Annotated in this window: 23 protein-coding genes; 14 read left to right on the plus strand and 9 right to left on the minus strand. The window is 62.6% G+C overall.

What is annotated here, in order from left to right; genetic code table 11:
* Positions 1 to 38: 38 nt before the first annotated feature.
* A complete protein-coding gene (locus C8J25_RS03635; RefSeq protein WP_055879905.1) occupies positions 39 to 254 on the minus strand; it encodes a hypothetical protein in 216 nt (71 codons plus the stop codon).
* A gap of 179 nt (positions 255 to 433) precedes the next feature.
* Between C8J25_RS03635 and C8J25_RS03640 the strand changes: the two genes are divergently transcribed.
* Positions 434 to 622 (plus strand): hypothetical protein, encoded by a 189-nt coding sequence (locus C8J25_RS03640; protein WP_041394287.1) that lies wholly within the window; start codon positions 434 to 436, stop codon positions 620 to 622.
* 243 nt (positions 623 to 865) lie between these two features.
* On the opposite strand, the gene C8J25_RS03645 is transcribed toward C8J25_RS03640, so the two are convergent.
* The 6 genes from C8J25_RS03645 to C8J25_RS03665 all read right to left on the minus strand — a co-directional run bounded on the left by C8J25_RS03645 (position 866) and on the right by C8J25_RS03665 (position 8,211).
* On the minus strand, positions 866 to 1,552 hold the full coding sequence (locus C8J25_RS03645) for a ZIP family metal transporter (RefSeq protein WP_055879907.1): 687 nt from the start codon (positions 1,550 to 1,552) through the stop codon (positions 866 to 868).
* Positions 1,553 to 1,555: 3 nt separating this feature from the next.
* Positions 1,556 to 4,789, minus strand: a complete 3,234-nt coding sequence (locus C8J25_RS03650; protein WP_107952240.1) for an efflux RND transporter permease subunit — start codon at positions 4,787 to 4,789, stop codon at positions 1,556 to 1,558.
* A 3-nt stretch (positions 4,790 to 4,792) separates the two neighbouring features.
* Positions 4,793 to 5,962 (minus strand): efflux RND transporter periplasmic adaptor subunit, encoded by a 1,170-nt coding sequence (locus C8J25_RS03655; RefSeq protein WP_055879912.1) that lies wholly within the window; start codon positions 5,960 to 5,962, stop codon positions 4,793 to 4,795.
* Complete coding sequence (locus C8J25_RS03660; protein ID WP_107952241.1) at positions 5,959 to 7,224, minus strand: TolC family protein; 1,266 nt, start codon at positions 7,222 to 7,224, stop codon at positions 5,959 to 5,961. The genes C8J25_RS03655 and C8J25_RS03660 overlap by 4 nt, the downstream gene beginning before the upstream one ends.
* Positions 7,225 to 7,289: 65 nt before the next feature.
* Positions 7,290 to 7,625, minus strand: coding sequence for a hypothetical protein (locus C8J25_RS20215; RefSeq protein ID WP_146173277.1), 336 nt, complete (start codon positions 7,623 to 7,625; stop codon positions 7,290 to 7,292).
* Positions 7,626 to 7,644: 19 nt separating this feature from the next.
* The gene (locus C8J25_RS03665) at positions 7,645 to 8,211 is read right to left on the minus strand and encodes a cation efflux transmembrane domain-containing protein (protein WP_243644042.1); all 567 of its coding nucleotides are present in this window, start codon (positions 8,209 to 8,211) and stop codon (positions 7,645 to 7,647) included.
* Between C8J25_RS03665 and C8J25_RS21260 the strand changes: the two genes are divergently transcribed.
* The 9 genes from C8J25_RS21260 (at position 8,210) to C8J25_RS03710 (ending at position 13,437) form a co-directional block, all read left to right on the plus strand.
* Positions 8,210 to 8,335, plus strand: a complete 126-nt coding sequence (locus C8J25_RS21260) for a hypothetical protein (RefSeq protein WP_279388701.1) — start codon at positions 8,210 to 8,212, stop codon at positions 8,333 to 8,335. The two genes, C8J25_RS03665 and C8J25_RS21260, sit on opposite strands and share 2 nt — an antisense overlap.
* A 41-nt stretch (positions 8,336 to 8,376) precedes the next feature.
* Positions 8,377 to 8,781 (plus strand): MerR family transcriptional regulator, encoded by a 405-nt coding sequence (locus tag C8J25_RS03670; RefSeq protein ID WP_235525811.1) that lies wholly within the window; start codon positions 8,377 to 8,379, stop codon positions 8,779 to 8,781.
* A 1,182-nt stretch (positions 8,782 to 9,963) separates the two neighbouring features.
* Positions 9,964 to 10,317, plus strand: a complete 354-nt coding sequence (locus tag C8J25_RS03680; protein WP_133018849.1) for a hypothetical protein — start codon at positions 9,964 to 9,966, stop codon at positions 10,315 to 10,317.
* A 50-nt stretch (positions 10,318 to 10,367) separates the two neighbouring features.
* Complete coding sequence (locus C8J25_RS03685) at positions 10,368 to 10,580, plus strand: hypothetical protein (RefSeq protein WP_133018850.1); 213 nt, start codon at positions 10,368 to 10,370, stop codon at positions 10,578 to 10,580.
* 84 nt (positions 10,581 to 10,664) lie between these two features.
* Positions 10,665 to 11,465, plus strand: coding sequence for a hypothetical protein (locus C8J25_RS03690; protein ID WP_055879931.1), 801 nt, complete (start codon positions 10,665 to 10,667; stop codon positions 11,463 to 11,465).
* Complete coding sequence (locus tag C8J25_RS03695; RefSeq protein WP_055879933.1) at positions 11,462 to 11,647, plus strand: hypothetical protein; 186 nt, start codon at positions 11,462 to 11,464, stop codon at positions 11,645 to 11,647. The genes C8J25_RS03690 and C8J25_RS03695 overlap by 4 nt, the downstream gene beginning before the upstream one ends.
* 446 nt (positions 11,648 to 12,093) lie before the next feature.
* Entirely contained in the window at positions 12,094 to 12,336 is a 243-nt protein-coding gene (locus tag C8J25_RS03700; RefSeq protein ID WP_055879935.1) for a hypothetical protein, read from the plus strand.
* On the plus strand, positions 12,333 to 12,575 hold the full coding sequence (locus tag C8J25_RS03705) for a helix-turn-helix transcriptional regulator (protein WP_107952245.1): 243 nt from the start codon (positions 12,333 to 12,335) through the stop codon (positions 12,573 to 12,575). The genes C8J25_RS03700 and C8J25_RS03705 overlap by 4 nt, the downstream gene beginning before the upstream one ends.
* 190 nt (positions 12,576 to 12,765) lie before the next feature.
* Positions 12,766 to 13,437: a cell wall hydrolase gene (locus C8J25_RS03710; protein WP_107952246.1), complete on the plus strand. Its 672-nt coding sequence runs from the start codon at positions 12,766 to 12,768 to the stop codon at positions 13,435 to 13,437.
* A 9-nt stretch (positions 13,438 to 13,446) separates the two neighbouring features.
* On the opposite strand, the gene C8J25_RS03715 is transcribed toward C8J25_RS03710, so the two are convergent.
* Positions 13,447 to 14,034 carry a DUF1989 domain-containing protein gene (locus C8J25_RS03715; protein WP_056051138.1) on the minus strand — a complete coding sequence of 196 codons (588 nt, stop codon included), beginning with the start codon at positions 14,032 to 14,034 and terminating at the stop codon, positions 13,447 to 13,449.
* A complete protein-coding gene (gene gntA / locus C8J25_RS03720) occupies positions 14,027 to 14,713 on the minus strand; it encodes a guanitoxin biosynthesis heme-dependent pre-guanitoxin N-hydroxylase GntA (protein ID WP_107952247.1) in 687 nt (228 codons plus the stop codon). The genes C8J25_RS03715 and gntA overlap by 8 nt, the downstream gene beginning before the upstream one ends.
* Positions 14,714 to 14,844: 131 nt before the next feature.
* On the opposite strand from gntA, the gene C8J25_RS03725 reads away from it, so the two are divergent.
* From C8J25_RS03725 to C8J25_RS03740, 4 genes are all read left to right on the plus strand, one after another.
* Positions 14,845 to 15,561, plus strand: coding sequence for a Crp/Fnr family transcriptional regulator (locus tag C8J25_RS03725; protein WP_107952248.1), 717 nt, complete (start codon positions 14,845 to 14,847; stop codon positions 15,559 to 15,561).
* Positions 15,562 to 15,608: 47 nt separating this feature from the next.
* The gene (locus tag C8J25_RS03730; RefSeq protein ID WP_107952249.1) at positions 15,609 to 15,791 is read left to right on the plus strand and encodes a hypothetical protein; all 183 of its coding nucleotides are present in this window, start codon (positions 15,609 to 15,611) and stop codon (positions 15,789 to 15,791) included.
* 106 nt (positions 15,792 to 15,897) lie between these two features.
* The gene (locus tag C8J25_RS03735; protein WP_107952250.1) at positions 15,898 to 18,030 is read left to right on the plus strand and encodes a M3 family metallopeptidase; all 2,133 of its coding nucleotides are present in this window, start codon (positions 15,898 to 15,900) and stop codon (positions 18,028 to 18,030) included.
* A complete protein-coding gene (locus tag C8J25_RS03740; RefSeq protein ID WP_107952251.1) occupies positions 18,030 to 19,319 on the plus strand; it encodes an MFS transporter in 1,290 nt (429 codons plus the stop codon). The genes C8J25_RS03735 and C8J25_RS03740 overlap by 1 nt, the downstream gene beginning before the upstream one ends.
* Positions 19,320 to 19,337 lie beyond the last annotated feature (18 nt).

Genomic DNA, 19,337 nt, shown 5'->3' on the forward strand with positions numbered 1-19,337 from the left:
AACCGCTCCTGCGGCATTGTACATGACTGAGGGTGCTTCTAGATGCATCCGATGAAACGCCGGGCTCGCCCACTATCCAAGATATTGCATTCCATGGCGTTTTTCGTCCTGGCGGTGATGTTGCTGGTCCGGCTTGGCCCGATCTGCGAGACGATGGCGATGGCCGCGCCTCCGGCTGCTTCCGCGATGATGGACTGCGCCAGCAAATCAGCAGGCGCTCCCATCAAAAAGGCCCCTGCGTCGGCCTGCGCCATACCGTGCGTTGCTGTTGCCGGCGAAACCGTCGAGCATATCGGGCTGGTTCCGTCCTCCCGTCTATCGCCTTGGCCGGCTCCACAGACCGGCCTTTTGGGCATGGCATACGCTCCGGCCACACCCCCTCCGCAAACCGTGTGACGTCGAACACCATCACACGTAAATTTCGGAGAATATCATGACCAAGTTCAAGCTCATCAGCGCTGCCTTCGCCCTCACCCTGTCGACTGGCGCATTCGCCGCTGTCGCCAATTGCTGCGCCGACATGGCGTGCTGCAAGGACGGTGCGGACTGCTGCAAGGATGGCGCAAAAGCCAAGGCTGCTGACTGCTGCGATCATGCCAAGGGCGGCATGAAGCACGGCTAAAGGATGGATAGGGGCGGGCAACCGCCCCTATTTTCTAGTCTACGTCTACTCGGCGCGGCACGCCGTCCCGCCACGGTCGCTGCGACGAGCGAAGAGTTACCCGCAAGGTTGAGGCTCTCCCCCGAACCGCATCCATCGTTCGTCCCATCTCGCGCGCGATTACCGCCAGCGTCTGCCTGGCCTCGATACGCCGACGAAGCTCGGCATTATCATCATCGGTCCAGGACGTTCCACGTCGAGCGGTCAGCCCAATACCTCCTCAATCAGGAGCAATCCCAGAAACCCGATGAAGAACATCGCGCTGATAAGCGGGGTGTCAGGCTTCTCGTGCGCCTCGACCAATAGCTCCTCCGTCACGAGGTAGAGCAGCGCCATCAGACCGAAACTGAGAAACCCGGCGATGACGACGGGCGGAAACGTCGCAACAGGCGTCGCTATCGCCGCGCCGATCGGCAGCAACAACGCGATCCCCATCGTAATCCCGATGATACGTGCCTTGGACTTGATCGTCTCACCCAACTCGGTCGTTACGGTCAGTCCGAGAAACAGCACCTCCAGCGTCAACGCGATCGTCAGCAACACGCCGGCCTTCCCGCCAGCGACGAACGCTAATCCGAGAACAAGCCCGTCGATCAGGATATCGACTGCAACTGCCCCGAGCATAGCGATCGGTCCACTGGCGCGACCCTCAAGAGCTTTGAGCGACAGCATCACGAGAATGCCAAGCGCGCCGCCAGTGAATGTCGCGATCGGTGAACCTTCGTGCATCACCTGGGGCAGGATCTCGGCTGCCGCTGCGGCGAACACAACGCCTGCCGCCAAGTGCTGCATGGCGCTTACGAAGGCATCACTTGGCCGTCTCGATACCGCGAATAGCGAACCGATCAGTACGGCAACGACGGGAATGAGAGTGAAGGCAACGGCCTGCATAGCTTAGGCCCTCGCGCTGTCATGAGCCAAAGGCGGCAGTTCGATGTGTCCCCCTGATGGGACTGGCAACTCGCGCCGTCCGAAACGAGCGTAGAGCGTCGGCAGCACGAACAAGGTGAGCAGAGTTGCGGATATCAGACCACCAATGACGACGGTCGCCAGCGGCTTTTGCACCTCTGCTCCAGCACCATGACCAAGCGCCATCGGCACGAAGCCAAGCGACGCAACGAGAGCCGTCATCGCAACCGGCCGGAGCCGCGCCAGAGCGCCTTGATGCGCCGCTACCGCACGATCCATGCCTTGCCGCATCAGATCATGGATGGACGACACCATGACCAGCCCGTTGAGAACCGCGACACCTGATAACGCGATGAAGCCGACTGCCGCTGAAATGGAGAACGGCATGCCTCTTAGCACCAGCGCAAGGATGCCTCCGACCAACGCCAGCGGAACGCCGGTAAACACGATCAACGCATCCCTGACGGAGCCTAGCGCGCCGTAGAGCAGGAACATGATGACCACGAAACAGATCGGCACCACAACGCTGAGCCGATCGCGGGCGGATGCCAGGTTCTCGAACTGACCGCCCCATTCGAGGTACGTGCCGGCCGGCAATTTCACCTGAGCGTCGATGGCTGACCGGGCATCAGCCACAACGCCGGCCACGTCTCGATCGCGCACGTTGGCCTGCACCACGACACGCCGCTTGCCGTTCTCGCGACTGATCTGGTTGGGACCATCGACCACGGCGATATCCGCCACAGTCGATAACGGTACGAAGCCGCCACTGCCGGTCGGTACCGGGACCTGAGCAACCGCCGTCAGATCGGATCGTGAGCTTTCCGCCATCCGGATCACGACCGGGAAACGACGATCGCCTTCAAAGATCACGCCCGCCTGTCGGCCGCCAATGGCTGCGGCAACCGTGTCCTGCACGTCACCGGCCGTTACCCCGACGCGGGACATGGCAGTGCGGTTCGGTCGGATATCGAGCATCGGCAAGCCTTCGGTTTGCTCAACCCGCACGTCCGCTGCACCCCGCGTCTTTCGCAGGATGCCGGCGATCCGATCTGCGGTCGCGTTCATCTCGCCAAAATCGTCGCCGAATACCTTGATCGCGATATCGCCGCGTACGCCTGCAATCAGCTCGTTGAACCGCATCTGGATCGGCTGGGTGATCTCATAGGCGTTGCCCGGCAGGGTAGAGAGACGCTTTTCAAGCCGCTCCACCAGCTCTTCCTTGGACAGGCCGGGGTCGGGCCACTCCTTCTTCGGCTTCAGGATGACGAAGGTGTCGGTCGCGTTAGGCGGCATTGGGTCCGATGCAATTTCAGACGTGCCAGTGCGGGAGAAGGCAAACCGTACCTCCGGTGCCTTGGCGAGCGCCTTTTCCACCTGAAACTGCATCGCCTGGCTCTGATCGACCGACGTGCCGGGGATGCGGACTGCCTGCACGAGGATGTTGCCCTCATCGAGCTGCGGCAAGAACTCCTGCCCCAATGTCGTGAAAGCGGCACCGGCAAGCGCCAGCGCGCCGATCGCGACGCCGATGGTGAGGGTGGGCCGGCGCATTGCCGCATCGAGTCCCGGCTCGTAGCGCTGCCGGAGGAATGTGACGACGCGGCTTTCCTTCTCTTCGACCCGCTTGCTGAGCCAGATCGCAATCGCTGCCGGTATGAAGGTCAGTGACAGGATGAAGGCGAACACCAGCGCGATGATGACCGTCAGCGCCATCGGCTCGAACATCTTGCCTTCGACGCCCGTGAAGGTGAGCAACGGCGCATAGACAAGGATGATGATAGCCTGCCCGTACACCGATGGCCGGATCATCTCGCGCGCCGATGCCGCGACAATCCCGAGACGTTGCTCGATCGTCAGCACGTCACCCCGACCATGCTGCGCCTCGCCCAAACGCCGTAATGCGTTCTCCACGATAATGACCGCGCCATCCACGATCAGACCAAAGTCGAGCGCGCCAAGGCTCATCAGATTGGCCGAAACACCCGCCTTCAACATGCCGATGCTGGTCAACAGCATCGTGATCGGAATGACGCAGGCCGCGATCAGCGCCGCGCGGAAATTGCCAAGCAGCGCAAACAGAACGACGATCACTAGCACCGCACCCTCGGCAAGGTTGCGGGCAACCGTGGCGATCGTGGAGTTCACCAGCTCGGTCCGGTTCATAACCGGCTTCACGACAACATCGACCGGCAACGAGCGGCCGATCTGCGTCAGCCGTTCGGCAACGCCCGTCGACACCGTGCGGCTATTCTCCCCGATCCGCATGACCGCGGTGCCGACGACAACCTCATGTCCGTTTTCCGACGCCGATCCCATGCGTAGCGCCTGCCCGGTGCGAACGGTCGCGATCTGGTTGAGGAGAATCGGAACGCTCTCGCGCGTGGCAACGACGGTACGGGCCAGCTCGTCGGCGTTGCGGACACGCCCATCTGATCGAACCGCTAACCCTTCGCCGTTGCGGTTGACCACGCCAGCGCCCGCGCTGGTATTGCTGCGCTGAAGGGCGGTGGTGAGATCCTGAAGCGTCAGCCGCATTGCCGCCATGCGCTGTATGTCCGGAATAACGAGATATTCTTTGGTGTAGCCACCAAGGGAGTCGACGCCAGCAAGCCCGGCCGTGCTTTTGAGCTGCGGCGTGACGATCCAATCCTGCACGGTGCGCAGGTAGGTCGCCTTGTCGGCGTCGCTGACAAGGTGATCCCCCTCGGGGGTGATATAGCTGGCATCGCGCTGCAAGCCGGGTTCGCCGTTGCGGTGGTGAACTTGGTCCAGCTCGCGATATTCGACCGTCCACATGAAGATATCGCCGAGGCCCGTGGCGATCGGCCCCATCTCGGGGTTCACACCTTCGGGAAGGTCCTCCTCAGCGGTTCGCAGACGTTCCGCGACCTGCGCTCGCGCAAAGTAGATATCGGTCTTTTCACCGAAAACCGCTGTGATCTGGGCAAAGCCATTGCGACTTAGCGAGCGGGTATATTCAAGGCCGGGAATGCCCGCGAGCGCGGTTTCGACCGTGAACGCAACCTGCTTCTCGATCTGATCGGGGGAGAGGGCAGGAGCAACGACGTTAATCTGCACCTGGTTGTTGGTGATGTCGGGTACGGCGTCGATCGGAAGCTGACGCAGCGCGCCAATCCCGAGCAATGCAGCCGCGATGGTGAGAAGCAGGACGAGCCAGCGCTTCTCGACGGAGAGGGTGACGATGCGACCGATCATGGCTCAGTCCTCATCCCCGCCCGCACCCTTGCCGAGTTCGGCTTTGAGCGTGAAGCTGTTGGTGGAAGCGATGCGCTCCGAGCCGGTAAGGCCTGCCGTTACGGTGACCTGCCCGCCATTGGTGCGGCCAAGCGTCACCGGAATTGCCCGGAAACCTGTCGCGGTCCGGACGAACACGAACGACTTGTCCTCGATCATCTGCACTGCGGCCGATGGCACGGCGACGGTGCGGTCCCCGGTCGCAGGAACAAGGATCGATACGTTGACCGTCTCACCAACACGCCATGTGCTGCCGGCGTTGTCGAGGGTAGCGATCACCGGCACCAATCGCGTCGTCTCGTCCAGAATGGGGGACACGAACGTGACGCGCCCCTCCTGACGCCGCCCCGGTGCCGTCACTTCGACACGCACGCCAGGTTTTACCCGACCGGCATCGGTGGGGACGAGTGATGTGGTGACAGTCACCTTCGACAGGTTGGCGACACGGAACAGCTCTGCATCGGCCGCGACGGCCTGCCCGAGGGTCGCCGATCGCGCGATGACCTGGCCGGCGATCGGCGAGCGGACCGCGATGCGGTTGAGCGCGCCGCCTCCGCTGCCCGTCGCTGACAACTGCTGCTGCGCCAGGCGAAGGGCAATACTGGCCTCCGTTGCGGCCGTTCGCGCTGCGACCAGATCCTGCTCTGGCGAAACCCGTTCAGCGAACAAACGCTGTTCGCGGCGAAGGTTCGATTGGGCGAGTGCGGAACGCGCGCGCGCGGCTTCTACCTCCGCTTTCAGTGATGCCGCTTCCCGGCTTTCGATGATAGCCAGCGGGTCCCCCCGGCTGACTGACTGCCCAAGATTGCGGGTGAGGGAAACGAGCCGACCGCCTACGGAGGTGGAGACAACCTGCACACCCTGAGGATCGCCCTCGATCGTTGCCGATAGCTCGATCGCTCCGGCCACGCCGCCTACTGTAGGTCGCGTAACCTCTATCCCGGCATCCGCGATCTGCTGCGCGGACAGGGTGACGATATCCTTTGGACCCTCCTTGGCTTCGCCGGCCTCGGCACCTTCGGTCTTCTCGGCTCCGGCCTTCTCACCGGCCTCGCTGTTGCCACCCCCGCCGCACCCGGCAAGGAGGATAGCCAGGGTCACAGGCGCGAGCGCCCGTATGATAATCTTCGTCATTGATTGGTTTCCTCGAGCGAGGGCGCTGCGGCAACGAGCCGTTCGAGGCGTGCCTTGGCGTCGTGATAGGTGGCGAGCGCATCGATCGCGGCGGTTCGTGTTTCGGACAGGGTACGTTCGGCATCGAGCAAATCGAGCTGCCCGAACTTGCCCTCCCGGTAGCCGATCCTGGCAATACGAGCGGCTTCGCTTGCCGATGCCAATGCCGGCCCGCTGGCGTTACGAGCGGTCGTCGCAGCATTCGCGACGTTCGCCTGTGCGCTTGCGATATCCTGCGCGGTATCCAGCTCGGCGACGCGACGTAGCGCCTGCGCCTGATCGGTCTGCGCCCGCGCCTGCGCCACTGCCGCCTTACCGTTGTTGAACAGCGGAAACGGGATCGACAGCCCGAACACTGCTGCCACGTCGTTCGTAGCCTCAAGCCGGCGTGCGCTTGCGCTCAGTGTCACGTCGGGAATGCGCTGCGACCTGGCAAGCCGCACCTGTGCCTCTGCCGTTGTCACGTCCGCGCGCGTCGCCGCCAATGCCAACGTCCCTGCGGTCTCGATCGGCCGCGCTGGACCAAAGCCCTCGACACGGCCGAACCACGCCAAATCCAAGGGTCCTGTGAGAGGTTGGCCGATCCGTCGAGCAAGATTGCTCCGCGCAACCTCGGCAAGCCGTTCTGAGCGCTCCACAGCTGTTTCGGCGTTGATCCGCAATACATCGGCGCGCTGCTGTTCGAGCGGCGATGCTCGCCCCGCCTGAACACGGACACCGGCTGCGCGCGATGCCTCACGGGCGATGCCGGCCTGCTCGCGCGCTGTCACAAGTCGGCGTTCCGCTGCTGTCGCTTCGATGTAGAGCTGAGTGACGGCAAGCCGTAAATCAGCCTCGGCCAATGCCGTGCCTATCCGCGCTCGATTACCAATCGCATCGGCGACGGCGATCCGTGCCGATCGTTTGCCACCCAGCTCGATCGGTAGTGCCAGACCGGCCGTTGTCTCCGCGCTGCGAAGACCGCGATATTGACCGCTGCCGGCAATGTTCTCGGTCTCGGCGACGATCGACGGGTTCGGCCGATAGCCGGCAACCGTGCGGCCTGCTTCTGCTGCCCGGACGCCAGCCGTGGCGGCCTCAAGGCTGGGGGCGCTGGCTCCGGCAAGTGAAAGCGCCTGCTCAAGAGTGAGCGGGGGACTGGTCGATGTTGGATCGGCTGACTGCGCCTGTGCGATCGACGCGCACGACGCCACGGCCAATAAGGCCGCAATAAAACGGTGCATGGGTAACGGACTCCTGACGAACCTTGGGCGTCCGCACGGGCTTTCCCGGCGGAATTAGGCGTTGGTCAGGCTTGGGGAGGACGTAGGGCTGGGTCCGACGCTACCGGGGCCTTGGGCGCATTGCGCCACAGCGATGCAGTCATACGAACGCTGCTAGCTGGTCCGGTTGAATCGGACGCGATCGGCACGCCGACATGATGGCCGTGGCAACCGCCATGATGGTGAGGATACGCCTTGTCGGCGTCTGCCGGCACTTGGTCGGCATCACCGTCGCAATGATCGAGGGAGCTGACCGCTGTGGTATCAACGCACATCACGCCTTCGGTCGCATGCGCAACTGATCCAAGCCCGAGCATAAGCACGAGCATGAAACTGAGGAACAGGGCGGAAAGGCGGTGCATCGGCCCGCGCCTTAGCAGCTTACCGACTGCCATGTAACGACTGCTGGTAAGTAGCGGGGGCGGGTGAGGGCTCGCTACGCATTTCGGCGCGCGCCTGCCGCATGATCTGAAAACCGCCCGATATTCCCAACACCGCCATCAAGGCGGCGACGGCAAGATCAGGCCACGCACTGTTGAGGCCGAACACGCCGCCTGCGGCCAGTACGACGGCGATGTTGCCGATCGCGTCATTGCGCGAGCAAATCCACACGGACCGCATGTTCGCGTCACCGCTTCGGAAGCGGTACAGCATGACCGCGACGACAAGGTTCGCGATCAGCGCCGCGATGCCGACCACGCCCATAATCTCGGCATGGGGCGTTGCGTCGTGGAGCGCTCCCCATCCCGCCGCGAACAGGACATAGACGCCTAGCAAAGCGAGCGTCGCCCCCTTCAACATGGCCGCGCGCGCGCGCCAGGCTATCGCCATCCCGGCAACGCCAAGGCTGATCGCGTAGTTCGCCGTATCCCCGAAAAAGTCGAGCGCGTCGGCTTGTAGCGCCTTTGATCCGCCCGTGATGCCGGCAACGATTTCGATAACAAACATGGTGGCATTGATGGCGAGCGCGATCCATAGCGCCCGCCGCCACTTGGGGTCGTTGAAAGTGCCCGCCTTGTCGGACGCGCAGCTTGTGCAGGCCATGTTCGCCACCTCGATGGAATCGATCTGACAGCCTATATGCACCCTCTAGTCGCTAGAGGGTCAAGCGCTGTGTCTGAGAAACTGACGATCGGAAAACTGGCCGGTGCGACCGGTACGAAGGTCGAAACGATCCGCTACTATGAGCAGATTGGCTTGCTGCCGGCACCTGCGCGATCGGCGAGTAACTATCGGACCTATGAGGGCACGCATCTGCGCCGCCTGTCCTTCATTCGGCGTGCGCGGGATCTTGGCTTTTCAATCGACCAGGTGCGCGAGTTGATGGGGCTTGCCGATCACCGCGATCAGTCGTGCATCGCTGTCGATGTCGTTGCCAACCAACACCGCGACGCGATCAGGCGCAAAATCGCAGACCTCACCGCACTTGCTGGTGAACTCGACGCGCTGATAGATTCCTGTAGCCGCAACACCGTCGCCGACTGCCGGATAATCGAAGCACTTGCCCCTTCCGCATAACGCCTTGCGACTGACCAACTCTCAAAAGGGAACGTCGACCGGGAAACCTGACCCGTCGATCCGACTGACAGCCGCAGACGGGTGCGCTTTCTCAAAATCTTTTCCCAATTTGAAATTCTCGAAATTGCGAATTTTCACGGCAAACTGGGAAAGCTGCCGATCGCTCTTGGGCGGATATGGGGTGACGTCTATACCCAAACCTGAAGCCCGGTGCTGATGTACACAACACCCTCAGCAGCATCGTCCGCGTATGTTCAACAAACGGGTGGGCGCCTGTGAACAGTTCAACGAGAGTGGTTGCTAACGACGGGCAACGCGGAAAACCGGTCCGATCGCACCTACCCTAAAGGCGCTGCCGAGGCGGCCACATCCGAGCGTTTGCCGTCTGGAGACCCCCTGCTGCGAGCGTCTGCTTCTATCCGATCCCGCCGTTCGCGCCCGACGACTTCAAAGACCGCTTTGTCCCACTTCTCGCCGTTTCCAGCTTCGTCGGCTGTCCCTCCGACTTCTATGAACCGACGTGAACGAACGTCCGCGGTTGGGCAGCGGGGCGTGGGGGGGGCTGAATGGCGACTTATGGGTCTCGCCGGCCCCAACCGGCCGGGCCATCAAGGACCGATTGTCGACGTTCGCGGCTGGCTGATCCAGAGAAAATTACGGTAGCAGGCAGGCGTAAGCTACGAAGAACGAGATCGTCATAGTGACAAGCACGATGCCTATCTCGAGCCAACCATTGAGAGGTGGCTTCTTCGAGGTGCTGGCTTCGCGAGATGCCTTTGTCATGCGGCGGCTACAGGCTCGAGCGGCTTCCGACGAAACCTAAGCCGGGGTTAAGGGCTGTTCCATCCTGTGCGGATGATGCAAAATTCAAATCTGCGTCAGTCGGCTGTGGCGAGCTGTGCCATCATGAGTTGGCGAGCTGTGCCATCATGAGTTGGCGCACTGCCTCGGGACGAGAAAGTAGGCTCGGCTGGCGGTCGATCCATGCATCCAGCGCGGCGAGTTGATCAGGAGCCAAGCGCAAGTTGATGGGTGTCGAACCCACTTGCGGCCTTCCGCGACCTCTTTTGTTGGTGCCAACAATTGACATGGTTAATAGTTGATGCCAGATATGACGAGCTGACGCAAGGCTTAGGACCCTCGCGCCAGCTCTGACCACAACCGATCGAGTGGAGATCGAATATGGCTGCTGAAGCCCCTTATAGGGGTGTGCGAACCCGTGCACCCGAAATTGATGTCGCCGACGTCCCTTTGATCGAAATGGCCGACCGCGACATAGTCATGAGCGGTTCCAGCGACGTCCAAGAGGGCGGAGACTCGATCAACGCGCTGATACTTGGCGTCGAGGTTTTGATCGAGCGGCAGCGTGGAATTATGCGTCATCAGCACGCCGACGCCTTCCTGATCGATAACGAGCTTTGGGGTGCAATTGCGTCGTTGCTTACGATGGTCCGGACCAAGGCAACCGAGATCGTCGACGTCGGTGGGGAAATGGAGAAGGCCGGCCAGCGTTTGCCAAAGGGCATGGCAGCGTGAGGGCCGCGTTGCAACGGAAGGCCGCAGATAGCTTGGTAAGGGAGGGCGAAGTGTTCGCCGTCGCTAAGTCGGTTGCGCCGGCTGCGCTCGAATGCGTCGACGGCATCCGGATCGGCAATCTGATCGAAGCGTTGTTTGGATTGCTTAACCAAGCCGCAGGCGATCCGGACTTGAAAGACGGAGACCTAGACCGCGGCACGGCGGGCGAAGACGGCCCAATAGCAGAAGCGCGGCTCGATCCCCTTTGGCAGAATGCAGCGTGACAGGCACCGGCTTTCCAAATCGTCGCTTGCGGAGTGATCTTTAGTCACTTAGGAATGAGAGCCAGTCGAAAACAAGGATGGCCGATGCCAACCAAAAAGCCGATTCTACGCGGCGATATCATGGCCAAGGCTGAAATCCCTAGGGACGTCATGACGTTCTGGGTTAGGGGCGGCGTGCTGCGCCCGATCGACGCTCCGAAAACGGGCACCGGCTTTAAGTTGCGGTTCGAATGGTACGAGGCGAACATCGCCGCGATCATGAACCAACTCCGCATCCTTGGCGTCAGCATCAAAGGGATGCTGTCGGTCTGCAAGGTCTATCGCGACGCTATTGCGTTCTTCGATGGTCGCGGCGCGACTCGCGACGAAGTTCACGCCATGTGGACGCTCGACATGATCGAGCGCAACGTGATCGCCCGCAGGGTGAAGCGCTGGGGGTATCGCGACATAGTTGAAGCCCCCGGCTTCGACCCAGAAACGAACCCACGGATTGCCGCAGAAGCGGCCGATAATATTTCCATGGAAGACGAGCTTTGGGCCGAGATCGTGCCGTGGACCGCTGAAATCCACGGCGCGCAGAAGGTAACGGTGCGCGTCATGGAGTTGTGGGAAGGGATGCCGCGCGAGGAATTTCGCCGCCACCTCGATCCCTATGTGAACATCACCGAGCAGGCCGAGGTGAGCTATGCGCCCGACGGCGTTGCATCCCCCGAGGAATTGACCTTTTTCTGGCGGGTTGGAGAGACTGACGACTACCGCTTCAGATGGGGTCCCGACGCAGGCAAACTGGCGCGCGCGGATGGCGCAAAGTCCATGATCGCGATCGACGTCTCCGCGGTTCTGCGATCGGTCTGGCACACACCAGAAGGCGGAGCTTCCGCATGATCGCGATGCCTCGCGAACCGGCCGACCTCTACGCTCCGCTGGAGACGGTGCCGAAGCCCCGTCCGATCGGCGAGGTTTTCCAGGTCTTATTGGTCCGCTGGTGGCTGACGCTACTGGTCGAGGCGTACCGCGTGACCAGTAAGCCGCGCCTGCGACCGCCCAAGGCCAAGCGCACCCGCTAATTTCGACACATCCGCCCTACCCCATCGCTCGGAACGCGCTTCCGAGAACGCCACCGCCTTGCCGGAACGCATCTGATGATAAACGCCAAGCCTGTAGCCGCTCCCGCAGCGGCTTCCATTGCAGCCAACGACAACCGGCAGGCTCCGCGTATCGGACCGCCGCGCATGATCGCGCAGCCAATCCCTCACGACGTCGGGATCGCTCTGTTCATGAGGGGGGGGCGGCGTGTCGATGGGTGTGATCGCCGCGACGATCGCTCCGCAATGGCAGCCGAATCTCCACCAGTGGGATATTCATGATGAGCACTGCAGCGACTGTTGAAACTCACGTGAATGAACCATCGAAGCAGCTAGCTGCCTGTTCCCCAATTCGGGAACAGGGCCGCACTTCAGCTGGGAGTGCCTTAAGGCGGGAACAGGTAGCATTCCCTATCGAGGTCGTGCGGATGATGGGCCTGGATACCGCAGTGGGGTTGATGGGTAAGGGCCGCCGTGCAGACGAACTCTGCACCACCGTTCGCGCCCTTAATTACAAAATCAGCGGCGAGCGTGGCGCGTCCGATGCCGACATCAGGTCTGCAGCGGCCGCCCGCGAGGGAAGGGGCGAACGGCTCCTCCCCCATGCACGCAGGCTTCGCGCCGTACTCGCCCGCCTATTTGAACACGATTGCCTCAAGGAAGCCGCATGACCGCTATGACCCTCGCTACCGCCAGACAACGCGGCGCGGCCAGCTCCGGCGGTCGCTTCCTGCGCGTACCTGACGTGATGAAGACCACAGGCCTTGGTCGATCGACGATCTACCGCATGGTCGCGGCCGGTACGTTCCCTCAGCAAGTGAAGCTGACCGTGCAAGCCAGCGGCTGGTGGCAGGCCGACATCGATGATTGGATGCGTGAACGGCTAGCAGCGTGCCCCCTACGCCCCTGAGGATGGGGGCACTTAAGGGGGCACTTCGTAAATCTACCAGCTATGAAAACGCAGGAAAAACAATATCATGATCGGCGAAAATCGGCGGAGGCCAGGGGCACCATCTCTTTCCAACGATCGCGCGTCGACCTTCGGGACGAGCGGCACAGTGATCGTTTCCTTGCTAAAATTTCGCCGGTAAGGACGCGGGATGGCAAAGCGACCGGCCCGATATGTCTCATCGCGGCGGCGCAATCGATCCGGGCTTAGGCCATCGTCGGAGCATTGGCTTCTCCTACTCGGCGCAGTGGTCGCGTTCGCGGCGATCTTCGGATCGCTGACCGATCTGCCCTGGCCGACCGAAACCACCACGGATCACCGCAAGCCCCGGCTGACGATGGCGCAGGCGCGCGCGTCCAATGCGCTGGTCCCGATCGTTGCCGACAAACGCAAGCGCGCGGAGCCGTTCCGGTTTCGCGGCGGTCCTGCGGCGCGCCTCCAGGCGACCGAATGCCTCGCCACCGTCGCGCTGTATGAGGCTGGCGCCGACCGTGACGGACAGCGCGCCGTCATCCAGGTCGTGTTGAACCGCGTCGGCGCGCGGGGCTTCCCCAAGACGGTCTGCGGGGTCGTCTACCAAGGTGCGAACCGCAAGACGGGATGCCAGTTCTCGTTCACCTGCGACGGATCGCAGACACGGCGGCCCGAGCACGAGGGCTGGGAACAGGCGAGGCACGCGGCGCTGCGGGCGATGAACGGCTACGTCTATACGCCGGTCGGCCGCGCGACGCATTACCATACCGACTGGCTGGTGCCGTACTGGCGTAGCTCGCTCGTCAAGGTGGCGACCGTCGAGTCGCACATCTTCTATCAGCGTCGCTAGCCAGTCCGTTCAGTCGATCCGGTACTGGATCGGCTTGAAACTGCCGCCATTGGATTGCAGCGCCGAGCAGGCGGTCATGCCGATGACGAGGTCCATGGCAGCGCGGAAGACGATCGTGTCGCCGGCCTTGCTCAGCGGCGGTTCGACCGTGAACGTGCCCGTTTCGCCATTGATCGGGACGTTCATGAAGCAGTTGAACGCGACCGGGATCTGGTCGGGTTCGATATCCCAAGGCGCCAGCGCTTCGGCGAGGTTGCCGAAGCAGCCGCGATGCGGATCGGTATCGCCATAGATGATCGCGAACGTTTCCTTCGAGCATGGCGTCAGCAGGAAATCGTGCCGCCCGACATCGTCCGAAACGATCTCCAGCATCACGTTGCTGCGGTTCGAATAGAGCAGGTCGCCGGTCGTCAGGTACAGCCGGCTCGCATAATCGAGCGTCCGCCCCGACGAGATCGCCTCGCGAACGTCGGCGCGGTTATAGGCGAGCAAGTCCGACACCTGGCGGCCTTCCGGATCGATCACTGTCAGAGTCTGCCCCTTGTCGAGCGTGAATCCTGCCCCCGAACGCGGGGGGATCGTCTTGATGTCAGCCACGGGCTTCGCCTCGCTTGAAAGGGCATTTCCAGGATTCGTCGACGACGCGTCCGCTATACTGCCGTGCCTCGCTCGATTCGCCGTGGCGCGCCAGCATCGGGTTCATCGAGCCGGCATATTCCAGATCGCGCGCGAGGATCGACGAGCGCAATTTGTCGTAACGCTGCTGGTCGCGCAGCACCTCGAACTGATCGTGCAGGTTGAACACCATCGCCGGCGACTCGAATTTCCGCGCAGGCCGGCTTGCATTCGGGTGGAGACCGACCACGAAGAACGCCTCGCCGGCGAAGCTCAGCGAGAAATGCGGATCGTCGGGATCGCTGCTGACCGACGGGTCGGGGCGATAGCCGAGCCACTCATCCTTGTCGCTAAGTGACTGAGCGCGGGCCCAAAGATGTGCCTCGAACTCCTCTTCCGATAGCAAAGCAGGGGCTTCGAACAATACGATCAGCGTCCGGAAGATCGCGCGATCCTCGCGGTATTTGCGGACCGTCTCGCCGAGTGCCGGAGAAATTCTCATGTCATCCCAAGCGGATCGCACGTCGCGGGCGACGAGAATGTCCATCTGTCCCTTGGCGAGCGCCGATTTTGCGCCGACGCAGGGGAATTGCGGCGCCCGCACAGTCTCGATGAACTTGCGCGCGAGCGGGTGGTCGTTCTGAAATATTGGCTGATACATGGTCGGGGAGGAACCCGCGAACCGCGGCAATGTTTCGCATCCGGCATAACCTTTGATATTGATCAGTACGAATCCCGATCTGTTCTTCTACCGCGCAGGGCGGTACGAGGCCGCATGATGAAGGGGCGTCGATGATCTCGGAAAAATTCCTTATGGGGCGTGGCCGCCATGAGTTGAGCAGCGAAGAAAAGCAGGTGCTGGAGGATGGCATCGAGTCCGTCCGGCATGTCGCTGCGCGCAAGCAGATCGTGCGTGCCGGCGACCTGATCGAGACGAGCACGCTGTTGGTCGAGGGGTTCGTCTGCCGCTACATGGACGACCGCGAGGGCCAGCGTCAGCTCGTCGCGGTGCACGTGCCGGGCGATTTCGTCGATCTTCACGCCTTCCCGATGAAGAGGCTCGATCACGACATCGCCACACTTGGGCCGGTCAAGATCGCCTGCTTCGAACATCGTACGTTGCAGTCGATCACCGAGCGCTATCCGCACCTGACGCAGAAGCTGTGGTTCAGCACGCTGCTCGATGCGGCGATGCACCGCGAGTGGATCTTCCGGCTGGGGCGGCTCGGCGCGGAAGGCCGGGTCGCGCATCTGTTCTGCGAACTGAATGCGCGGCTGGAGATGGTCGGGATGGCGGCGGAGGGACGCTATATGCTGCCGATGACTCAGCCCGATCTGGCCGAGGCGAGCGGGCTGACCGGGGTGCACGTCAACCGCGTGCTGAGAGCGCTGCGTGAGAAAAATCTGCTGACGTTCAAGGCTGGCGAAGTAAATATCCTGGATCGTAAAGCACTTGCAGCCGTTGCTGAGTTCGAACCACAATATCTGTACGGCTCCAGAGGCGACTGACTGCGATGGGCAGTACGCGGACGGGGCCGTGAACCGGGAGCGTAGCCATGTTGAAGCCCGAAACCATCGCGGGCGTAGCGTCGGCGGAGAATGGCGTGGTCACGCTGGATGGGCCCGACGGACTCGCCATCGCGATGACTCCGGAGGCCGCCGCGGAGACCGGCCGCAGACTGATCGCTGCTGCGGAACGCGCGGCCACCCAGTCGACCGACCAACTGCCGCTGGAGTAGGCGGCGCGCTTGGTCGAAAGGAGCGGGCAGGGGTCAAATGACCCTCACGGGTTCCTCCGTCTGACTTTATCACTATGCTACCCGGTACATTGACCGGGAGATCCATGTGCAGTTTCTATACCTCGCCGCCAGCGCCGTTGCGTTGATGGCGTCTACGTCGATCGTCGCGCAGACTGGTGCGACGTCCACGACACCCGCCGCGAACCCCTTGCTGGCCGACTGGACTGGTCCGCTGGGCGGGGTGCCGCCCTGGGACAAGGTTCGCCCCGAGCTGTTCCCGCAGGCATTCGAGACGACGCTCGCCGAACGGACCGCGGAATACCGCAAGATCGCCGACAATCCGGCCAAGCCGACCTTCGCCAACACGATCGTGCCGATGCAACTGGCCGGCAAGCGCTACGGTCAGGTGATGACGCTGTTCGGCGTGATGACCGGCAACATGAACACCCCGGCGTATCAGAAGCTCGACCGCGAATGGTCGCCCAAATTCTCCGCGGCATCGGACGCGATCACGTTCGACAAGCCGCTGTTCGCGCGCATCCAGGCGATCTACGCAGGCCGCAACTCCAGCGGCTTGAACGCACAGCAGATCCGGCTCGTGACGCGGATCTACGACAGCTATGTGCGTCAGGGCGCCAAGCTGACCGACGCGCAGAAGACGCAGCTTTCGCAGTATAACCAGCAGCTCGCGACCGCGTTCTCGACGTTCGGCGAGAAGCTGCTCGCCGACGAGAGCAAGGCGATTTCGGTCACCGACGAGGCGCAACTCGCCGGGCTTCCCGATAGCGTGAAGGCGGTCGCCAAGGCCGCTGCGACCGAGCGGAAGCTGCCGGGCTTCGCGATCGTCAACACGCGCTCGGCGGTCGATCCCGTGCTGACCTACGCCACCGACCGCGCGCTCCGCGAGAAGGTATGGCGTGCGTTCGTCAATCGCGGCGACAATGGCGATGCGAACGACACGAATGCGACCATCGCGCAGATCGTAAAACTGCGCGCCGACCGCGCGCATCTGCTCGGGTTCAAGACGCATGCCGACTGGCGGATGCAGGACACGATGGCGAAGACCCCCGCTGCGGCGATGGACCTGATGATGCGCGTCTGGCCCGCCGCGAAGGCGCGCGTGGCCGAGGAAGTCGCGGACATGCAGAAGGTCGCCGGCACTTCGCTGACGATCGAGCCGTGGGATTACCGCTTCTACCAGGAGAAGGTCCGCAAGGCGCGGTACGACCTCGATCAGGCGCAGTTGAAGCCGTATTTCGAGCTCGGCAACATCATCCAGGGTTCGCTCTACGCCGCCAACCGGTTGTACGGGCTGAACTTCAAGGAGATCACCGGCACCGTTCCCGTGTTCGAGCCGAACATGCGCGTGTGGAGCGTGACCGACAAGAACGGCAAGGACGTAGGGCTGTTCTACCGCGACGATTTCGCGCGGACCGGCAAGCGATCGGGTGCGTGGGCGAACACCTACCGTGGGCAACGAGGCCTAACCCCGGCGCAGCTCGTGCTATCGTCCAACAACAACAATTTCGCCAAGGGCGCGCCCGGCGAGCCGATCCTGATCAGCCTCGACGATGCGCAGACGCTGTTCCACGAGTTCGGCCACGCGATCCACGCGATGCTCCAGAACGTCTACTATCCGGGGCTGGCGGGTACGCCGCGCGACTTCGTGGAATATCCGAGCCAGGTGAACGAGCATTGGCTGCTGACCCGCGACGTGCTCGACAAATATGCGCGGCACTACCAGACCAAGGCGGCGATGCCGCAGGCGTTGCTCGACAAGATCGAGCAGTCGAGCAAGTTTAACGAAGGCTTCAAGACCGCGGAATATCTGTCGTCGGCGATCGTCGACATGAAGATTCATACCGTTCCCGACGGCGTGATCGACCCCGACAAGTTCGAGGCCGCGACGCTCGCCGAGATCGGCATGCCGAAGCAGCTGGTGATGCGCCACCGCGTGCCGCAGTTCCAGCACCTGTTCGCGTCGGACAGCTATTCGGCGGGCTATTACAGCTACCTCTGGTCCGAGACGATGGACGCCGACACCTTCGCGGCATTCGAGGAGGCGGGCAGTCCGTGGGACAAGGCGACCGCCGACAAGTTCGCGAAGATCCTGTTGTCGACCGGCAACGAGACCGATCGCGCCGAGGCGTATCGCGCGTTCCGGGGGCGTGATCCCGACGTGAACGCGCTGCTCAAGAAGCGCGGCTTTCCGACACAAGCTCCGCAGGGGACGAAGTAATGGCACCCGATCAGAAAACGCGCCTCAAGGCGATCATCGGTGGATCGACCGGCAACCTGGTCGAGTGGTTCGACTGGTACGTCTACTCCGCCTTCACCCTATATTTCGCACCGCATTTCTTCCCGTCGACCGATCGCACTGCGCAGTTGCTCAGCACGGCGGCGGTCTTCGCGGTCGGCTTCCTTATGCGGCCGATCGGCGCGTGGATCATGGGGATCTATGCGGATCGCCATGGTCGCAAGGCCGGGCTGACGGTGTCGGTCACGCTGATGTGCGCGGGCTCGCTGATCATCGCGTGTACGCCGGGATACGAGACGATCGGCGTCTTCGCGCCAACGATGTTGGTGATCGCGCGGCTGATGCAGGGGCTGTCGGTCGGCGGCGAATACGGCGCGTCGGCGACGTATCTCACCGAGATGGCGGGCAAGAACCGCCGCGGGTTCTTCTCGTCGTTCCAGTACGTCACGCTGATCTCGGGCCAGCTGCTCGCGATCTGCGTGCTGCTGATCCTGCAGTCGACGATGAGCGAGGCTGCGCTCGATTCCTGGGGCTGGCGCATCCCGTTCGCGATCGGCGCGGTGCTCGCCGTGGTCGTGTTCTACATCCGTCGTGGCCTTGCCGAGACGCAGAGCTTCGAGAATGCCAAGGCCGATGCGGGCGACGGCAAGCCGAAGTCAGGCTTCATCCAGCTGATCACCAAGCATCCGCGCGAGACGATCACGGTGATGCTGCTGACCGCGGGTGGTACGCTCGCCTTCTATGCCTACTCGATCTACATGCAGAAGTTCCTGGTCAACACCAGCGGGTTCAGCCGCGAAGTGGCAAGCCAGATCAACGCCGCGACGCTGTTCGTGTTCATGCTGCTGCAGCCGATCGCGGGCGGGCTTTCGGACAAGATCGGGCGCAAGCCGCTGATGGTCGGGTTCGGTATTGCCGGCGTGCTGTTCACCTATCCGATCTTCGCGGCTCTGGAGACCGCGACCAACCCGATCTATGCCGGGTTGCTGGTGATGGCGGCGCTGGTGATCGTGACGGGCTACACGTCGATCAACGCGGTCGTGAAGGCGGAGCTGTTCCCGGCGCATATCCGCGCGCTGGGCGTCGCGTTGCCCTATGCGCTGGCGAATACGCTGTTCGGCGGGACCGCAGAGTTCGTCGCGTTGAAGTTCAAGGGCGCGGGCTTCGAACGCGGCTTCTACTGGTACGTGACGGCGATGATCGCGGTGTCGCTGGTCGTGTATTTGCGCATGAAGGACACGCGGACGAACAGTCAGATCGTCGAGGACTAGGCGCGCGCTGCTCCCTCT

The sequence above is a fragment of the Sphingomonas faeni genome (genome assembly GCF_003053745.1).
GTDB lineage: Bacteria > Pseudomonadota > Alphaproteobacteria > Sphingomonadales > Sphingomonadaceae > Sphingomonas > Sphingomonas faeni.